Source organism: Streptomyces sp. NPDC127098, from assembly GCF_042722465.1.
GTDB classification, from domain to species: domain Bacteria; phylum Actinomycetota; class Actinomycetes; order Streptomycetales; family Streptomycetaceae; genus Streptomyces; species Streptomyces millisiae.
Window position 1 is genome coordinate 243957 of the sequence record NZ_JBHXFJ010000001.1, and the last position, 17063, is coordinate 261019.

The 17063-nt window shown below is 72.0% G+C and carries 15 protein-coding genes and 2 pseudogenes; 8 read left to right on the forward strand and 9 right to left on the reverse strand.

Translation table 11 applies throughout. From position 1 onward, the window contains the following. Positions 1 to 74: 74 nt before the first annotated feature. Both ACFWI8_RS01055 and ACFWI8_RS01060 read right to left on the reverse strand, forming a co-directional pair. Positions 75 to 686: a nucleotidyltransferase domain-containing protein gene (locus ACFWI8_RS01055; protein WP_387084148.1), complete on the reverse strand. Its 612-nt coding sequence runs from the start codon at positions 684 to 686 to the stop codon at positions 75 to 77. Between the two features lie 824 nt (positions 687 to 1510). After that, a complete protein-coding gene (locus tag ACFWI8_RS01060; protein WP_387084150.1) occupies positions 1511 to 2137 on the reverse strand; it encodes a signal protein in 627 nt (208 codons plus the stop codon). Positions 2138 to 2601: 464 nt separating this feature from the next. Between ACFWI8_RS01060 and ACFWI8_RS01065 the strand changes: the two are divergent. The 3 genes and pseudogenes from ACFWI8_RS01065 to ACFWI8_RS01075 all read left to right on the forward strand — a co-directional run. Further along, positions 2602 to 3538 (forward strand): annotated as a pseudogene (locus ACFWI8_RS01065) (transposase family protein); the annotation flags it as partial. Positions 3539 to 3714: 176 nt separating this feature from the next. Further along, a pseudogene (locus ACFWI8_RS01070) lies at positions 3715 to 4446 on the forward strand (amidohydrolase family protein); the annotation flags it as partial. An 11-nt stretch (positions 4447 to 4457) separates the two neighbouring features. Then, the gene (locus ACFWI8_RS01075; RefSeq protein WP_387084152.1) at positions 4458 to 5471 is read left to right on the forward strand and encodes a TIGR03842 family LLM class F420-dependent oxidoreductase; all 1014 of its coding nucleotides are present in this window, start codon (positions 4458 to 4460) and stop codon (positions 5469 to 5471) included. Between the two features lie 17 nt (positions 5472 to 5488). Here the strand turns inward: ACFWI8_RS01075 and ACFWI8_RS01080 are convergent, their stop codons facing one another. Beyond that, the gene (locus ACFWI8_RS01080; RefSeq protein ID WP_387084154.1) at positions 5489 to 6457 is read right to left on the reverse strand and encodes a helix-turn-helix domain-containing protein; all 969 of its coding nucleotides are present in this window, start codon (positions 6455 to 6457) and stop codon (positions 5489 to 5491) included. Positions 6458 to 6853: 396 nt separating this feature from the next. Between ACFWI8_RS01080 and ACFWI8_RS01085 the strand changes: the two genes are divergently transcribed. The 3 genes from ACFWI8_RS01085 to ACFWI8_RS01095 all read left to right on the forward strand — a co-directional run bounded on the left by ACFWI8_RS01085 (position 6854) and on the right by ACFWI8_RS01095 (position 9433). Next, positions 6854 to 7888 carry a hypothetical protein gene (locus ACFWI8_RS01085; protein ID WP_387084156.1) on the forward strand — a complete coding sequence of 345 codons (1035 nt, stop codon included), beginning with the start codon at positions 6854 to 6856 and terminating at the stop codon, positions 7886 to 7888. A 216-nt stretch (positions 7889 to 8104) separates the two neighbouring features. Continuing rightward, positions 8105 to 8380, forward strand: a complete 276-nt coding sequence (locus ACFWI8_RS01090; RefSeq protein ID WP_387084158.1) for a heavy-metal-associated domain-containing protein — start codon at positions 8105 to 8107, stop codon at positions 8378 to 8380. A gap of 78 nt (positions 8381 to 8458) precedes the next feature. Then, positions 8459 to 9433 (forward strand): hypothetical protein, encoded by a 975-nt coding sequence (locus ACFWI8_RS01095; protein WP_387084159.1) that lies wholly within the window; start codon positions 8459 to 8461, stop codon positions 9431 to 9433. Between the two features lie 24 nt (positions 9434 to 9457). Here the strand turns inward: ACFWI8_RS01095 and ACFWI8_RS01100 are convergent, their stop codons facing one another. Next, positions 9458 to 10249, reverse strand: coding sequence for a hydrolase (locus ACFWI8_RS01100; protein WP_387084160.1), 792 nt, complete (start codon positions 10247 to 10249; stop codon positions 9458 to 9460). 85 nt (positions 10250 to 10334) lie between these two features. Then, positions 10335 to 11078, reverse strand: coding sequence for an NAD-dependent deacetylase (locus tag ACFWI8_RS01105; protein ID WP_387084161.1), 744 nt, complete (start codon positions 11076 to 11078; stop codon positions 10335 to 10337). Positions 11079 to 11210: 132 nt separating this feature from the next. Between ACFWI8_RS01105 and ACFWI8_RS01110 the strand changes: the two genes are divergently transcribed. Continuing rightward, a complete protein-coding gene (locus tag ACFWI8_RS01110) occupies positions 11211 to 11627 on the forward strand; it encodes a hypothetical protein (RefSeq protein ID WP_387084162.1) in 417 nt (138 codons plus the stop codon). On the opposite strand, the gene vanX is transcribed toward ACFWI8_RS01110, so the two are convergent. Genes vanX through ACFWI8_RS01125 form a run of 3 tightly spaced genes read right to left on the reverse strand, consistent with a single transcriptional unit; the run spans position 11620 to position 14268 of the window. Beyond that, positions 11620 to 12228, reverse strand: a complete 609-nt coding sequence (gene vanX, locus ACFWI8_RS01115) for a D-Ala-D-Ala dipeptidase VanX (RefSeq protein ID WP_387084164.1) — start codon at positions 12226 to 12228, stop codon at positions 11620 to 11622. The genes ACFWI8_RS01110 and vanX overlap by 8 nt on opposite strands. After that, entirely contained in the window at positions 12225 to 13274 is a 1050-nt protein-coding gene (gene vanA / locus ACFWI8_RS01120; RefSeq protein WP_387084166.1) for a D-alanine--(R)-lactate ligase, read from the reverse strand. Before vanA ends, vanX begins: the two co-directional genes overlap by 4 nt. After that, a complete protein-coding gene (locus ACFWI8_RS01125) occupies positions 13267 to 14268 on the reverse strand; it encodes a D-isomer specific 2-hydroxyacid dehydrogenase family protein (RefSeq protein ID WP_387084168.1) in 1002 nt (333 codons plus the stop codon). The genes vanA and ACFWI8_RS01125 overlap by 8 nt, the downstream gene beginning before the upstream one ends. 209 nt (positions 14269 to 14477) lie before the next feature. Between ACFWI8_RS01125 and murF the strand changes: the two genes are divergently transcribed. Continuing rightward, entirely contained in the window at positions 14478 to 15836 is a 1359-nt protein-coding gene (gene murF / locus ACFWI8_RS01130) for a UDP-N-acetylmuramoyl-tripeptide--D-alanyl-D-alanine ligase (protein ID WP_387084170.1), read from the forward strand. A gap of 44 nt (positions 15837 to 15880) precedes the next feature. Here murF and ACFWI8_RS01135 read toward each other — a convergent pair whose 3' ends face one another. After that, a complete protein-coding gene (locus tag ACFWI8_RS01135; RefSeq protein ID WP_387084172.1) occupies positions 15881 to 17011 on the reverse strand; it encodes a lipid II:glycine glycyltransferase FemX in 1131 nt (376 codons plus the stop codon). Positions 17012 to 17063: the final 52 nt, after the last annotated feature.

Consider the following 17063-nt stretch of genomic DNA (forward strand, 5'->3'; position numbering starts at 1 on the left):
ACGAAGAACTACGCACCCGGCGACCACAACCGGCGATCTCCACGGCTCCGGTGGGACACCGGCCGACCTTGAGGTCATGCCTGCAGGCGCTTGATCCAAGGGTGAGGTCCGTACGTCTTGGAGATCGCATCGACGAGCCAACATCGTTGCCGATCGGTGAGCACGGGCAGCGCGGCGTCGAAGTCCTCTTCGTCCTTGGGCCGAGGCCCCTTGGCCTTGTAGTAGAGCTGCACGTCCGGGGCGAGAAAAGGAACGCCATCAGCCGAGGCCATCCCCAGCGTGCTGATCGGCCTACGCACCCGGGGGTCACGCCGTGACACCCATTCCATGCCGAGGGACTCGTCGATCATTATCTGAACGCGCCAGGGATCGTCGGGCTCGGGTCGGCACCAGATGTCATGAACTTCCGGCGACAGGACCTCGTCCGACGCCCACGGACGCAAGCTTCCCGGTGGATCGGCCGCCCACCATTCCCAGCCCGACAGAGCCCGCTGGGCTATGAGCTGGTCACGCCGCAGCAGCAGGACATCTATGTCCCCATGGCTCCGGAATCGGCGGCCCACCGCGAGCTCGATCGCAAAGCCCCCGGCCACCCACCAGCAAGAATCCAAGCCGGAGAACCTCGCGACAACCTCGCCCAGAGAGGCCGGATCCCACCTGCCAAACGGAGCCCGGAGACGTGTCATGCCGCTCATTCTCGACGACAGCGCCCCCGGGTCGCAGGGTCCCCGTCGTTGGCATGACACGAGCACCGCACCTCACAGCCGACCGAACGCTCCGGCATGCCAGCACACGGCTTGGTAGCCGACAGCACACTGATCGGCTCCAACGCCGCGATAGCGGCCCGCAGGACAACCGCTCCTCGGAGGGGTCCGCTGGCCCCAAATGTCCCACACGCGCTGGTCAGGAAGCGAGATCCGGTGAGACAAGGCAGACATAGAGGGCATAACGCCTCGCGCCACGTTCGAAAAGCGAAAGGGCCCCTGACCGTGTTTTCGCGGTCAGGGCCTCAATCACAGGGTGGCGGCGTCAGGGTTCGAACCTGGGTAGGCCGAGCCGGCAGATTTACAGTGGGCTCAGTCTCACCGGGTCACACCACCGCTGACCTGCACCTTTCCAACCCGAACGGTCAAGCCGTGCTCCTTGGGGAACACCTGGGGGACGACCTCCGAATGCGTCCCTCCAGAGGAACGCAGAGCCGACTGCCCACTTCCGCTCGCGCAGAGAGACAGCCCGCCGTCCTACGAGGTGGCGTAGGTCCACGATTCACCTCTGCTCACGCGGAGAGCACTCGCCGACGTCGTTGCCGGCGGCCTCCAGGAGCGGACCACCTCCGCTCGCGCGGAGGGCACTGTGGTCTATTGAAAGTATGGGCTCAGCTTCCTGGAGCGGTGCGGGACGAGTAGTCGTCGGCCAAGCCGGCTCGGGACGACCGCGCAAACCAGGCTGCCGACGACCAGTTTGATCCGCGCGTCATTCCCTGGACCCGTCGCGGCGGGCGCCAGGCGGCTCACGAGGCGGTCGACGACGCCTCGGTAACGGTCAGGGTGTAGTCGACGGCCGTGCTGAAACCGCCGGCCCAACCGCGGATTCGCAGGGTATGCCGGCCAGGATCCGGAGGCGGCAGCTGGACCCACAGCCCACAACTCACCGCGCTCCGCGGACCGTCGGAGGCGGTGAGGGGATTCCCCGGGGCGCCCTCGAACTCGACGCGCTCGCCCGACAGTCGGATGGCCTCGCTCTCCGTGCCGTCCCAGACAGCCGAGCCCTCGGCGTCCGTCATGAAGGCCGCACAGTCGGGCTCCGCGCCGACGATGTTCACCAGCGGGAACGCGAGCGGCCGACCCGCCGGGACGGTGCAGTTCCGCTCCACCCGATCGCCGAAGGTGCCGGCCAGGAACCACACGTCCGATGGCTGGTTGACGTCGCACCACCGCCCGTCCGTGTCCGCGACGGGATTCCGCTCGGTGGGCGAGGACGCGGCCCACGCCCACCATCGTTCCTGCAGCTCCACGACGGCCGGCGGGGCGCCGGTCTCGGCGGCGGTAGGGTCGGCATCGCCCCGGCAGCCGCCCGCCACAAGCGCCACCAGCGACGCCGCCACGACCGCCGCCCACCCCGGCGTCCTACCAAGCACCCCGAACTCCCCCCACGCCGCACACAGTTCAACCGCCTGCCTGATCCTATGGCTCCCCGCCCCCGATGTCGGCGGGGATACGTAGGTCACGCGCACCCATGTCACAGGGGATCGGGCCACCTCGTCTCGTGGGGTATAACGCCGGGAACCACGAAGGAAACGGGGATGTTGGGCAACAGGGTGGGCCCGACGGCCTCGGATGACTGCGTGGCGTCGTCGTTGGGCTGGTGCGGCGGCGAGCAGGTGTCCGCGTTCGACACAGCGGCGCTGCCGGCGATCCGGGCGAGGGCCGTATCGCGATCGTCCACCGCGACGACCTCACCGACGGCCCCTGGCCAGGGCCCCGTGAGTGCCTGGATCATCCCGGCCTGGGGTGTTGATCCCGATGGTGGGCCCCGGAAGCAGGTGAACACGGCACCTATGGATCATGTAGTTCTCTACGCCGCAAGGTCCACGAAGGTGCCGTGTTCGTTCCTCCATCATTCCCTGTCGCTGCCCCCGTGCCCCATGCGCCTCGCCTGGAAGCCCTCGGCGAGAGTGCCCCAAGGAGCAAGTCCGCTGCTTGGTGAACGAGTTCGAGTCGGTCACCGGTCCGAGAGGGGCTTGCGGAGTGCGGTACCGGCTCTCCTCGCTGCTGGCCCGGGTGGTCTGCGCGATGACCTCGTCCGGCCATGACTCGATCACCGCGGCGGCGGAGTGTTGCCGGCGTGCGACGCCGCAGGAACTGGCCGCCTTCGGCCTGCCTTACCACCCACTCCTCGGCCGCTACCGGGTGCCGAGCGAGAAGACCCTGCGCAGCGTCCTGGGGCGGCTCGATCCCGGCGAGATCGGCGCGGCCTGTTACGACTACCTTCGGCCACCGCTGTCCGCATCGTCCCGCCGCCTGGAGCCGGTGACGCCCGACGGTGGCACCCAACGTGAACAGCGCCGGGCCACCCGGGCGGCCGCGCCGAGCCGGTACGGCTGCGGCGGCGGGCGATCGCGGTGGACGGCAAGTGTCTCCGCGGAGCGAGGCACCCGGACGGCAGCCTGGTCTTCGTCTTGTCCGCCGTCCGACACGGCGACGGTGTCACTCTCGCCTCCCGCGAGATCGGCGCGAAGACCAACGAAATGCCCGAGTTCGCACCTCTCCTCGATCAGATCGACGACGCGAACCTCGCAGGGGTGGTCGTTACCGCCGATGCCCTGTACGCCGAGCACGGTCACGCCACCTACCTGCACGAACGTGGCGCCCACTACCTGCTGGCCATCAAGAACAACCAGCGCGGCCAGGCCCGTCAGCTCCGCGCTCTGCCTTGGAAGGAGATCCCCGTGATTCACCCCGATGATGCCCGGGGCCACGGCCGTCACGAACAACGACTCGTGCAGGTCGTCACCGTCGACGGGTACCAGCCGCCACATCTCCGCGACCCACTGCTCGGCAAACTCGGGCGTCCTGTTCCAACCCCTCGGCCGTCCCAGGGAACGGCTGCCACACCACGCACCGCAACCGGACGCGGAGGGACTGTCAAACGAGTTTGACAGACCCTGGCGCGAATGACGGGGACCCGCAGGCGAGGTCGGCGTCCGTCAGCATGCTGCGGGAGGGGCTCGACCGCTGGTTGGGCCGGGCGGCGGGCGGGTGCGCGGTGGACTACGCGTTCCACGTGATCGTGTCGGACGTGACCGAGAGCTCGCTCCGGGAGATGGACCGGCTGGTCGACGAGGGCGTCACCTCGTTCAAGCTGTTCATGGCCTATCACGGGGTCTTTCACAGCGACGACGGGCGGATCCTGCGGCCCACCGCGCGGCCGGAAACGGCGGGTTGGTCATGATGCACGCCGAGAACGGGATCGCGATCGACGTGCTGGTGGAGCAGGCGCTGGCGGCCGGGCGGACGGAGCCGCGGTACCACGGGGAGGTGCGGCGGGCCCTGTCGGAGTCGGAGGCGACGCACCGGGCGATCCAGTTGGCGCGGGTGGCCGGGGACGCGCCGCTGTACGTGGTGCACGTGTCGGCGCGGGAGGCGGTGGCCGAGCTGGCCTGCGCGGCGCCGGCCAGGATGTTCGGGCTCTACGGGCGCAAGGGCACGATCGCCCCCGGCTCGGACGCCGACGTCGTGGTGTACGACCCGACGGCGGAGCAGACGATCTCCGCCGCCACCCACCACATGAACGTGGACTACTCCGCCTACGAGGGCCTGCGGGTCACCGGTCGGGTCGAGACGGTCCTGTCGCGCGGCAGGTTCGTCATCGACGGCCGCCGGTTCACCGGCCGGGCAGGCCATGGCGTCTTCCTGCCGCGCGCCCACCTGTCAGTACGTGAACTGAGGAGGGTGCGGATGGAGTTCGGGCTCGTCCTGCAGACCGATCCGCCGGCCGCCGACGTGGTGGCGCTGATGTGCCGGGCCGAGCGGGCCGGCTTCCGGTACGGGTGGACGTTCGACTCGGCCGTGCTGTGGCAGGAGCCGTTCGTCATCCACAGCCAGATCCTCGCCAGGACGGAGCGGCTGGTGGTCGACCCGATGGTGACCAACCCGACCACCCGCGCCTGGGAGGTCACGGCGTCGACCTTCGCCACGCTCAACGAGATGTTCGGCGACCGCACCGTCTGCGGGATCGGCCGCGGGGACTCGGCGCAGCGGGTGGCCGGCCGCAGGCCCGACACCCTGGCCAGGCTCGGGGAGGCGATCGACGCCATCCGCGACCTGGCGGAGGGCAGGGAGGCCGTGGTGGACGGCGTGCCGCTGCGCCTGGCGTGGGTGCGCGGCGGGCGGCTGCCGGTGTGGATGGCCGCCTACGGACCGCGGGCGCTGGCGCTCGCCGGGCAGCGGGCCGACGGCTTCATCCTGCAACTGGCCGACGTGGACCTGACGGCCTGGATGGTGCGCGCCGTCCGGGCGGCCGCGGCCGCGGCGGGGCGCGACCCGGCCGCGATCACCGTGTGCGTCGCGGCCCCGGCGTATGTGACGGCGGACGACTCGCCCGCCGCGTTGGCCCATGCCAGGGAGGAGTGCCGCTGGTTCGGCGGCATGGTGGGCAACCACGTGGCCGACCTGGTGGCCCGCTACGGCACGGATCCGGCGTCCGTGCCCGCCGAGTTGACCGCCTATGTGGCGGGCCGGCGGGGCTACGACTACGCGCACCGCGGCCGGGCCGGCAACCCGGACGCCGCTTTCGTGCCGGACGAGATCGTGGACCGGTTCTGCCTGGTCGGGCCGGCCGAGGCGCACGTGGCCAAGCTGCGGCGGCTGCGGGAGGCCGGCGCCGACCAGTTCGCGCTGTACGCGATGCACGACGCGCGGACGTCGGTGGTCGACGCGTACGGCGAGCACGTCATCCCGGCGTTCGCCTGAGTAGGCCGGCCGGTCCGTCACCTGTCGGGCACGGTGTCGGTCTCGCCGGTGGCGACCACCACGAACTGCTGGGCCGGCTCATCGGCGCACGGTGTCTCCACGACCTCGGCGCCCGCCACCTCCTCGTCGTCCAGGATGCCGAGGCACTCCTCGGAGCCGTCGGTGTGGACGCGGTAGGTGTCGGGGGCGTCGGGGACCGGCTCGAAGCGGAAGAACTGCCCGGGTATGTCCACCCCCGCGCAGTCGTTGCGCGGCTCCAGCAGACCGGTGCCGGAGCCGGTGCGCAGCACGGTCAGGCAGCCGCGACCCTCCTCGGGGTGGTGCCACTCGATGTAGGTCGAGCCGTCCTCTTCGGCCGAGCGGAGTGCGACGCGCGGCACCTCGATCTCGGCGCAGGGCAGTTGCACGGCCACGGCACTCGCGTAGCGGCCGGTCCGCTCGCGCCCGTCGGTCACGCACAGCTGGGGGGTCCTGGCAGGTCTGATCTCGTACCAGCCGATGTCGAAGGCGGTGCCGGGGACCTCGGCGGACTCCTCGCCGGGCCAGAGGACCCAGGCGCCGGCGCCGAGCAGCAGGGCGAGCACCGCGACGAGGAGGGCCGGCCGGCGGGGTGTGGCGCGCCACCACGGCTGCCGTGGTGTCCCGGGGTCCGGCGTGGCGGCCGGCTCGGTCTCGTGCTCGGATCCGGGCGCGGGCCGGGTGACGACGGGCTCGGCGGCGAGCCGGTCGCGGGCCTCCAGCCAGGCCACGGTCTCGGCCGGACCGGCGCCGCAGGCGCGGACGAAGGCCCCGAGCACGTCGGGGCGCGGCAGCGTGTCCTTCCGTAGGCCGTCGGCGATGGTGCTGCGGGCCAGCACCTCGCCACGGGCGGCGGCGCGTTCCTCCAACTGCCGGTAGGAGAGCCCGGACCGGCGCTTGAGCTCGCGCATGCGTGCGACGAACTCGGCCGGGTCCCGCGCGGACTCCGGCCCCGCTTGATCTGACATGCGCTCATCCTCACGGTGGGCGGGCCGGAGATCAATCCAGGATCTCGCCATCCGCCGGTTCGTCCCACGCCCGCCGCCGGACACCACGGTGACCTGCCCGGACATCAGCCGGACTGTCCCGGACGCCCGATCGCTTGCACGGGCCGGGCCGCGCGCCGCACGCTCGTAGCACCGGAAGACGGCCAACGGGCCGTGCAGACGGTCGGGGCCCGGCACGGGGAGACGCGCACGAGGGGGGGCGCGGCCGGGCACCGGCACACCGCGGACGGCCGGACGGGAAGACGGGGGGGCCGGCCGTCAGCACCGTCGAGCGGTCCGGGGCCCGCCTGGGGGGCGCCCCGGACCGTTCGAGAACCGTTCACATCAGGGTCGAATTCGTTCCATAGCGTGCGGCACATGATCCATCGTGAAGTCTCACGCCGTGCCGTGCTGGGCGGACTGCTGGGCGCGACGGCGGGGATCGCCGTCCCGGGAACGGCGCTCGCCGAGCCGGCCACCCGCCGCCGGCCGCGGGTGCTCGTCGCGACGAACGAACCCTGGGGCACGTACCACGTGAAGCCGCTGCTCGCCGAGGCCGCCCGCCGCGGCTGGCGGCTGACCCAACTGGTGCCCGACCGCACCGGGATCACCCCGGGCGATCCGGTGCCGGTGGCCACGCCGTCGGACGCGCCGCGCGCCGACCTGCTGGTGGTCACCGGGGCCGGCGACTGGCCGGCGGAGTGCGCGGCCCGGTTCCGGCACCTGCCGCTCGCCGCCTCCGCGTTGGCCTACCAGCGGCCGGTCGAGGCGCCGCGGGCCCGCGAACTGCGCCCGCGCCTCCGGCTGGTCACCGCGTCCTCGGCCGCCGAGGGCCGGGCGTTCGCGAGCTACCTGGGCACCCGCAGGCCGGTGCGGGTGGTCGGCTCCCCGCAGACCGACGACCTGCCGGCGCGCCGCCCGGAGGCCGGCCTCGTGCTCGTTCTCACCAGCGTGACCCACCCGGACGCCACGGGCGAGGCCGCGCCCGGCACGGAACTGCTGCTGGCGAGCGCGGAGCGGCTGGCCGCCGCGGGCCGGCGGATCCTTGTCGGGCTGCACCCGCGCGAGGACCGTTCGCTCTGGGAGCGGTACGAGATCAGCTCCGACCCCTCGGTAGTCGCCTCGGCCCGCGCCGAGGCGGCGATCGGCATCCCCGGCACGGTCTTCCCGCTCGTCGCCGCCGTCGGCACGCCCCTGGTGGGCTGTGTCGATCCCGAACTGAGCGTGCCCGACTACCTGTTGTCGGTCTGTTCGAGCACCGTCGACACGCCGGACGCCGCGCCGGCGGCGGTCGCCTCGGCGCACCTCCCCGACCCCGCCACGCTGGCCGACGCGGTCGGCCCGGTCGGCGGCTCGACGGCCCGCCTGCTCTCCGCCTGGGCGGACGCGCTCCGGGGCGTGCCGGCACGCTGACGCCCCCTTCCTGACGGCGCGTCCTCCGGCGCGAGCGCCCCGCCGACGGCCAGGAGCCGTCGGCGGGGCGCTCGTCGTGTCGTCCCACTCCCCCGAACCACGGACGCGCGGCGCGCGATGCGCGATGCGCGATCAGCTTGACTCGATACCCCTAGGGGGTATCTACTGTACGTTGTCGAGACGTCCACCGGACGCGGACCCCAAGGAGGCACCCCCATGACCGCACCCACCGCACAGACCCTGTCCACCTACACCGTCAGCGGCATGACCTGCGGACACTGCGTCGGCTCCGTCAGCGCCGAGGTCGGCGGGATTCCCGGCGTGACCGGCGTCGAGGTGGCGCTGGAGACCGGCCTGGTGACCGTCACCAGCGACGGCCCGGTGGACGCCGCGGCCGTCACCGCGGCCGTGGCGGAGGCCGGCTACGAGGTGGTCGCCGGGCCCGAGGGCGAGGCGCCGGCCGCCAGTTGCTGCGGCGGCGGCTGCCACTGAGCCCGAAGGGCCGACAGCGGACCACGGGCGCCCGGGACCACCGGGCGCCCCCACCCACCACCACCAGGACGGCACACGATGAGGACCATCACCAAGGTCGGCGCCTTCGGAGCCGGCCTCACGCTGACCTTCGGCGTCGCCTTCGGCATCGGCAACGCCGTCGGCCCGGTCGACACCGAACCCACCACCGCGCACGACGACACCCCGCACGGCGACACCGCGGAGGGGGCCACCGAGGAGGCGTCGGAGGCGGCGCGGGAGGACTCGGCGGCCGAGCAGCCCGGCGGGCTGCAGATATCGGAGCGCGGCTACACCCTCGTCCCCCTCGCCGAGCGGCCGCGCGCCGGCGAGCCCACCGACTTCCGGTTCCGGATCCTCGGCCCCGACGGGCAGCCGCTGACCGCGTACGAGACGAGCCACGAGAAGGACCTGCACCTCATCGTGGTGCGCCGCGACCTCTCGGGCTTCCAGCACGTGCACCCGGAGCTCGGCGCCGACGGCACCTGGAGCGTGCCGTTGACCTTCGAGAGCGCCGGCGACCACCGGATCTTCGCCGACTTCACCCCGGCCGGGGACCCGGGCGGCTCGCTCACCCTGGGCGCCGACCTGGCGGTCACCGGCGAATACACACCAGACGAGCTCCCGGAGCCGGCGCGCACCACGACCGTCGACGGCTACACCGTCACCCTGGCGGGCGACCTGACGGCCGGCGCGGACAGCGAGCTCACGCTCTCCGTGAGCCGCGACGGCGCGCCGGTCACCGACCTGGAGCCCTACCTCGGCGCCTACGGCCACCTGGTCGCGCTGCGCGCCGGCGACCTGGCCTACCTCCACGTCCACCCGGAGGGCGCCCCCGGCGACGGCACGACGCCCCCAGGACCCGAGATCGCCTTCTCCACCACCGCGCCGAGCGCCGGCGACTACCGGCTCTACCTGGACTTCAAGCACGAGGGCGAGGTCCACACCGCGGAGTTCACGGCCTCCGCGGGAGCCGGCGACGGCGCGCCCGCGGAGCACGAGGACGGCGGCGACGGTGACCACGGCGGCCACTGACGCCGCGGCCACCGGGGCCGCGGCCTAGCAGCCGACCCGGGTGGTGCCCACGGCGATGTCGTCGTACCAGAGGGAGTCCGCGCCCTCGCCGTAACTCTCCCAACCGAAGCGGAGATCGACGAGGTCGGGGCGCCAGGTCCGGTTCAGCCACTGCCCGTCGACGTCGTGCGTCGGGACGCCGTCGACGGTGAGGCCGGTGACGGCGGTGCCGTCGAGCCAGGTGTCGAGCAGCCCGGCGCCGGGGTCGATCCGGTACTCGACGCAGGCCCACCGGCCGACCGGGAGCGGCGCGCTCAACGCCACCCCGGCCGGGCTCTGCTCGGGCAGCGTGGCGTCGTCCGACTCACGGTTCCACTGCAGGGCCCCGTTCTGGCCACCCATCCGCAGGTCCCGGGCGTTGTCCGCGGCGTCCTCCATGGCGAGAAACGTCACGTGCTGAGTGGGCAGCGCGGCGCTGTGCCGGACCCAGAAGCGCACGTACAGGCCCGCGTCGGTGGCCACGTCGGCCAGGCTGGTGCGGACGAAGACGTGGTTGCAGTAGCCGGTCCCGCCGTTGACCCGGACCGAGCGGCCGCCGGTGTGTGCGACGGCGGTGTCCACCGCGGCGGTGCCGGTGCCCGAGCAGTCGGGGAAGGTGACGGCCCAGCGGCCGGACGGCTGGCCGCCGGTCTGGGACTCGAAGTCCTCGCAGAATCCGTCGGCGGCGCAGGCGGCGGACGCCGGCCCCGGGGCGGCCGGGGTGGCGGTGGCGGCGGGGGCGCCGACGGCGGCCAGGAGCAGGGCGACGACGACGGGAAGCGCACGGGAAGAACTCATCTGTCCTCCAACCGAGGTGTGAGGCCGGCGGCGGCTCGGCGCCGACCTGATGAGCGCTCCCAACGCGACACCCCGACGGTAGCCCTCAGCGCGCCAGGCCGTCCAGCAGGGCGGGCAGTGCCTCCCCGATCGGCTCGCGGATCACCTCGCTCGCCACGTCGTCGTACGGCGTCGGCTCGGCGTTGACGATGATCAGCCGGGCGCCGTGCTCCGCCGCCATCCCGGCCAGCGAGGCGGCGGGTTGCACCTGGAGGCTGCTGCCGACCGCCACGAACACGTCGCTGGCGCGGGCGATCGTCACGGCCTGGGCCAGCACCTCCGGGTCCAGGCTCTGCCCGAACATCACGGTGGCCGTCTTGAGGATCCCCCCGCACTCCCGGCACGCCGGGTCGTCCTCCCCTGCCGCGACCCGGGCCAGCGCCTCCTCGGTGGCGCTCCGCGCCCCGCACCGGGTGCAGAGCACCGAGCGCGCCGAGCCGTGGAGTTCGAGCACCTTGCGGTCCGGCAGCCCGGCCGCCTGGTGCAGGCCGTCCACGTTCTGGGTGATCACCCGGACCGGCACGCCGGCCCGCTCCAGCGCGACGATCGCCTCGTGCGCGCGGTTGGGCCGGGCGGTGAGCGCTGCGCTGTCCCGGCGCATCAGCCAGGAACGGCGGCGGATGTCCGGGTCGTTCATGTAGAAGTCGTAGGTCACCAGCTTCTCGGCGTCGGGATCGCGCCGCCACAGCCCGGACGGTCCCCGGTAGTCCGGGATCCCCGAGTCGGTGGAGATCCCCGCACCGCTCAGGATCGCGACCAGCGGGCGACCGGCACCCTCGTCACTGCTCATACGAGCAGCGTATGCGGGCCACCCGGCGGGGCGTTGGCCGGGAGCGTCGGGGTACGGGGCCGTCAGCGCCGCGCTCCCGGGGTGGCTGCCGACGCGCGGCCCCGCCGGCTGCCCGACCAGGAGGTACCCGTCATGTGGAACGTGTCCACGACCGCCCGCGTGCTGGCCGAAGTCGCCGCCACCCGCGAGCGCCAGGAAGCGAGATGGGGCGAGCAGAACCATCCCGCCCTCTCCCCCTGTGACGACGCCGCCGCCACGCGCGACGCGTACGAGGGGCGCGCCGACCGCTGGAAGGAGCTCAACGAGGAACGTGCCCGACGGTCGGTCACCGCCGGCCGGTGCCCCGAAGGGACGCCGGCGCACACGCACACCGCGTGGGACGGGATCCTGCTCGAGGAGGTCTACGAGGCGCTGGCCGAGGAGGATCCGACCGCCATCCGTGCCGAGTTGGTCCAGGTCGCCGCCGTCGCGGTGGCCTGGATCGAGGCGATCGACCGGCGGCCCGCGGCCCCGGCCACGACGTCTCCGGTGTCCGACCAGCCTAGGTGATGGGGAAGTCGAAATAGGTGTCCGGATACGGTTCGCTTCTCAGCGTGTAATGCCACCACTCGCAGTCGTACGATGTGAAACCGCAGGCGTCCATGATCGAGCAGAGCCGTCGACGGTTCTCCGCTTCGACTCGGGTGATCCCCTTCGCTCCGTGATGCGAGAGCTGGTCCATCAGGTCGTGGTCGCCGCCCATCGGGGCGAGTTCGCCCGTGGCCAGGTGGTACAGCGTCAGGTCGACGGTGCTTCCCCGGCTGTGGCCCGACTTGGTGGCCACGTACCCCTTTTCGAACATCTCGGCCCGGTTGATGTTCGGATAGTGTCGTTGCTTCGTCCGGCCGTCTTCCGGCTGTCGCGACCAGCGCAGAAAGCGGTCCACGGCGCGTTGCGGGCGGTAACCGTCCCACAGCAGCAGTCCGAAGCCGAGGGATTCCGCCTTTTCTCGGGCCCTCTCCAGAGCCGCGCACAGGGCCCTCGTGCCGACGACGCGGTTTGCCAGGTATCCGTCCACCGGTTTGCCGGTGAAGTTGTCCCAGGTGGCGTACTTGGCGTCCCAGCGTATACCGGGCACGACCTCGTCCACGTAAACGAAGTCATCCCTCATCGGCTTTTCCCCGCCAGTGCCGACGACACCGCCCGGTCGATCACCTCGGAGATCGGCAGGCCGGCGGCCGCCATCATTCTCGGGTAACGACTGTACGAGGTCATGCCGGGAAAGGTGTTGACCTCGTTCAGGACCACGGTTCCGTCCCCCTTGAGGAACATGTCCACCCGCGAGAGACCGCTGCACCCCAGGGCGCGATAGACGGCCTTCGCGGTGTTCCGCACGAGCGTGCGCGACTCCGCCGGGATATCTGCGGGCACGATTGCCGTGGAGTTCTCCGAGCCGCTTTCCGGCTCGTCCTCCTGGTGTATCCGGAAGAATCCGTGAGACAGGGCGATGTGGTCCACCTCGCCCGCGGTCAGGTCCGGATCGTCGCCCAGGACGGCGCATCCGACCTCCGCGCCGACGACGGCCTCTTCGATGAGCACCTTCGAGTCGTACTGCCGCGCGGTCTCCACCGCGCCCGGCAGTTCCTCCTTTCGGGACGCCTTGCTGACGCCGAAGGACGACCCCGAACGGGCCGGCTTCACGAAGACGGGGTAGCTGAGCCCGTCGAGGTCGACGTCCTCGGCCTTCACGTCCCCCGTGACGGTCCGGAAGTTCGGCGTGGCGATTCCCGCGCTCCTGACCACGGTGTAGGCGAGGGACTTGTCCATGCACAGGGCGGAACTCTGGACGTCGCAGCCCACGTAGGGGATGCCCGCGAGTTCCAACAGGCCCTGCATCGCGCCGTCCTCGCCGAGCCTGCCGTGCAGCACGGGCAACACGACGTCCAGCCGGATCGTCCCGTATCGCCCCTGCTCCAGCACAAGCAGTCCGTGCACGCTCCGGTCGGGAGACAGCACGACCGTACGCCGGCCGCTCTTCTCCCAGTCCGGTCCTGGTCCTTCACAGAGCTTCCAGGCGCCGCTCTCCGTGATCCCCACATAGAACGGCTCGTACTTCTCGAGATCGAGGTTCCGCGCGATCTCCTGCGCGGACTTGACGGAGACGTGGTGCTCTTCCGAGCAGCCGCCGAACATGATCCCGATCCTCAACCTAGCCATTCCGGTTCTCACTTTCGAATGTCAGGTAGTTGGCAATCGACTGTTCAACGATGTCGCTCAGGGCGTGGTCCGTGTAATAGGCGGTGTGCGGACTGACCAGCGCATTCGGAAGCTCCTGCAACCGCAGGAGGGTCTTGCTTTCGATCGGCTTGTTCCTGTGGTCGGCGTAGAAAATTCCTTCCTCTCCTTCGAGGACGTCCAACGCCGCACCGCCCAACCTGCCGCTTTCAAGGGCCGAAACCAGGGCCTCGGTGTCGAGCAGTGGACCGCGCCCGGTGTTGATGACGAACGCGCCGGGCTTCATCAGCCCGATGCGCCGCCGGTTCAGGAGATGGTGCGTGTCGGCGCTGAGCGGCGTGTGGAGCGTGACGATGTCGCTCAGCCGCAACAGTTCGTCGAGACCGACGTGGTCGGCGGCGGTCCCGGGGCGGTTGTCGTGGGTCAGTACTCGGCAGCCGAACCCCCGCAGTCTGGCCACCACCGCGGCGCCGATGCGGCCCGTTCCCACCACCCCGACGGTCAGGTCGCGCAGCTCCCTCCCGCGCACGTCGTCGAGTCGGTAGTCGTGGACATCCGTGCGGCGGACGAGGGACTTCGCGTTTCGCACGGCCATCAGCATCAGCATCAGCGTGTAGTCGGCCACGCTGTCGGGCGAGTAGGCGACGTTTCCGACGGTGATGCCGACGCTCTCGGCGTACTCCACGTCGATGTGGTCGTACCCGATGCTCCTGGTGGAGACGTACGCGACGCCGGCCTGCCTGAGCGCGAGAAGAGTGGGGTTCGTGACGCGGGTTCTGTGGTCGACGCTGACGCACCGGTTTCCGTATGCCAGTTCGGCATTGGTTTCGGATACCGCCGCCGCCGTGATGGTCGGCACGGCGCCGAACCGGGGCGCCATTTCTCGGAACAGGACGGCCTCGTCCCGCTCGCATCCATAGACCGTGATTCCCGTCGGCTGGCGGGCCGCGGCCGGGGGTGGTTCGCTGCGGGTCATGGCCCCAGTCAAGGCAGCGTGGTGTTGCCGCCGTGTATCGGGTTTTCGATACACCGGCGATACGGGGACGCGGCGCGCCCTCCTTTATCAAGGACGACATGTCGTCGGCGTATGGAAACGCGCATACGTGCCGGCAACATAACGCCCCCCTTGACTGGAGGCATGACCTACCGGAAACCGATTCCCGCCGGCCCCCGGGGCGCCCGCTCGTGATCCCGCTCAGCCTCACCGAGATCGCCTCGGTCGTCGGCGGGACGGTCGAGGGCGACGGCACCGTGACGGTGACCGCGCCGGCCGTGCTCGACGGCCGGCAGGCCGAGCCGGGCGGCCTCTTCGTCGCCTTCGCCGGCGAGCGCGTCGACGGCCACGACTACGCCGCCCAGGCCGGCCGGGCCGGCGCGGTGGCCGTGCTCGGCGCCAGGCGCACGCCGCTGCCCACCGTCGTCGTCGAGGACGCCCGGGCCGCGTTGCAGGCGCTCGCCGTCCATGTCGTGGCCCGGCTGCGCGACCGGCTGACCGTTGTCGGGCTGACCGGCTCCCAGGGGAAGACCAGCACCAAGGACCTGCTGGCGGCCGTTCTTTCGCGCGCGGCGCCGACGATCGCCACGATCGGCTCGCTCAACAACGAGCTCGGCGTGCCGCTCACCATGCTGCGCGCCGACGCGGCCACCCGGTACCTCGTCATCGAGATGGGAGCCCGCCACGTCGGCGACATCGCCGAGCTCACCGGCCTGGTCGCGCCCGACGTCGCCGTCGTCCTCGGCGTGGGCCAGGCCCACCTCGGCGAGTTCGGGTCGCGCGCGGCCATCGCCCGGGCCAAGGGCGAGCTGGTGCGAGGGCTGGCGCCCGGCGGCACCGCCGTCCTCAACGCGGACGATCCCCGGGTGGTCGCGATGCGCTCGCTCACCGAAGGTCCCGTGGTGACCTTCGGACACGCGGTCCACGCGGACGTGCGGGTGCTCGGCCTGGCGCTGGACGGGCTCGCCCGGCCGTCCTTCACGCTGCGGACCGCCGACGCCTCGGTGCCCGTCGCGCTGCCGCACGTGGGCGCCCACCAGGCGCTCAACGCGGCGGCCGCCGCGGCCGCCGGCCTGGCGGCCGGCGTCCCCCTCGACGTGGCCGCGGCGGCGCTGCCCACCGCCGCGCTGTCGAGGTGGCGCATGGAGCCGCACTACCTCGCCTGTGGTGTGACGCTGCTCAACGACTCCTACAACGCCAACCCGGAGTCGACCCGGGCCGCCCTGGACGCGCTGGCGGCGATGGACGGCGGGCGCCGCATCGCCGTCCTCGGCGAGATGCTCGAACTCGGCGACGCCGGTGCGGCCGAGCACCGCGCCGTCGGGGAGTACGCCGCCTCCCGGGCCGACGTGGTGGCGGTGGTCGGCGAGGCCGCCCTGCCGATCGCCGACGGCGCGGGAGAGCGTGCGGTGACGCTGGCCGACAACGACGCGGCCGTCGCCTGGCTGCGCGGCCGGCTCAGCGCCGGCGACGTGGTGCTCGTCAAGGCCTCCCGCGGGGCGCGCCTCGACGAGGTCGCCGCCGCGCTCGCCCGGGGCACCGGTGGTTGAGTGGCCGCCCGACCGTGCCGGCCACGCTCACGCCGTGGTTCCGCTCACCGCCCGCGCCGCTTCATGTAGAGCTCGAAGGCCCGGTAGACCATCGGCCGCAGTGGCAGGTCCCACTCGCCGACGTACCTCACCGCCCGCCCGCCGGTGCCGACCTTGAACGTGACCAGCCCGACGTGCGGGTCGTCCGCGTCGAGGGTGGGGGTGATGCCGCGCAGGTCGTAGACGTCGCAGCCGGCCGCCAGCGAGTCGCGGATCATCGCCCACTGGCAGGCGTTGGAGCCGCGCACCTCCCGCTTCTCGGTGGCGGAGGCACCGTAGGAGTACCACGCGTGGCCGCCGACGCGGACCAGGATGGCGGCGGCGACCAGGTCGCCCCGGTGGCGGGCCAGGTACAGCTTGATCCGCTCGGGATCCTCGGCGCCCAGCGCCGCGAACATGGTCTCGAAGTAGCGCAGCGGCCGGGGGGTGAAGCGGTCGCGCTCGGCGGTGTGGACGTAGAGGTCGTGGAAGGCCTTCAGGTCCGCGCCGACCGTCACCTCGACGCCGGCCTTCGCGGCCTTCCTGATGTTGCGGCGCCAGACCTGGTTCATGCCCCCGAGCACGTCGTCCTCGGTTCTGCCGGCCAGCGGGATCTCGTACTTGAACTGCGGGTGCCCGACCCCGAAGCCGTCCTCCGGGCTCTGTGGCCGCCAGCCGGCGTCCCTGAGCCGGCTGGTGACGCGGGCGCCGACCGGGTCGGCCCACTGGCCGGACATCTCGGTGAGCCGTCTGACGCCCGGGTCGGCGATGCCCTCCTTGACCTGGGCGGCGCTCCAGGTGTTGGTGCGCACCGGCGGGCCGAGCCGGATCGCGAACGCCCCGTGTGCCTTGAGATGGGCGGCCAGCGGATCGAGCCAGGCGTCGATGTCGCCGGTCCAGTCGATGACCGGGCCCTCCGGCAGGTAGGCCAGCGTGAAGCGCTCGAGGCGCGGCACCGGGCGGTGCAGGACGAGCGCGGCACCCACCAGCCGCCGGCCGTCGTACCAGCCGAGGGACTCGCTGCGCCACTCGGTCTTGACGCGGCCCCACGCCGGGGTCTGCAGGAAGCTGACCGACCGCTGGGTCCGCACGAACGCCAGGTGCTCGGCGGCGCTGATCGGCCCGACGGTCAGCCGCACGTGCTCGTTGTAGGACATGCGCCCAGTCAACGGAGCGTGGTGTTGCCGGCCCGTATGCGGTTTTCGATAC

Coding starts and splice junctions, on each gene's coding strand:
- ACFWI8_RS01055 (WP_387084148.1), bottom strand. CDS start 686: ATGACACGTCTCCGGGCTCCGTTTGGCAGGTGGGATCCGGCCTCTCTG.
- ACFWI8_RS01075 (WP_387084152.1), top strand. CDS start 4,458: ATGGAGTTCGGGCTCGTCCTGCAGACCGATCCGCCGGCCGCCGACGTG.
- ACFWI8_RS01080 (WP_387084154.1), bottom strand. CDS start 6,457: ATGTCAGATCAAGCGGGGCCGGAGTCCGCGCGGGACCCGGCCGAGTTC.
- ACFWI8_RS01085 (WP_387084156.1), top strand. CDS start 6,854: ATGATCCATCGTGAAGTCTCACGCCGTGCCGTGCTGGGCGGACTGCTG.
- ACFWI8_RS01090 (WP_387084158.1), top strand. CDS start 8,105: ATGACCGCACCCACCGCACAGACCCTGTCCACCTACACCGTCAGCGGC.
- ACFWI8_RS01095 (WP_387084159.1), top strand. CDS start 8,459: ATGAGGACCATCACCAAGGTCGGCGCCTTCGGAGCCGGCCTCACGCTG.
- ACFWI8_RS01100 (WP_387084160.1), bottom strand. CDS start 10,249: ATGAGTTCTTCCCGTGCGCTTCCCGTCGTCGTCGCCCTGCTCCTGGCC.
- ACFWI8_RS01105 (WP_387084161.1), bottom strand. CDS start 11,078: ATGAGCAGTGACGAGGGTGCCGGTCGCCCGCTGGTCGCGATCCTGAGC.
- ACFWI8_RS01110 (WP_387084162.1), top strand. CDS start 11,211: ATGTGGAACGTGTCCACGACCGCCCGCGTGCTGGCCGAAGTCGCCGCC.
- vanX (WP_387084164.1), bottom strand. CDS start 12,228: ATGAGGGATGACTTCGTTTACGTGGACGAGGTCGTGCCCGGTATACGC.
- vanA (WP_387084166.1), bottom strand. CDS start 13,274: ATGGCTAGGTTGAGGATCGGGATCATGTTCGGCGGCTGCTCGGAAGAG.
- ACFWI8_RS01125 (WP_387084168.1), bottom strand. CDS start 14,268: ATGACCCGCAGCGAACCACCCCCGGCCGCGGCCCGCCAGCCGACGGGA.
- ACFWI8_RS01135 (WP_387084172.1), bottom strand. CDS start 17,011: ATGTCCTACAACGAGCACGTGCGGCTGACCGTCGGGCCGATCAGCGCC.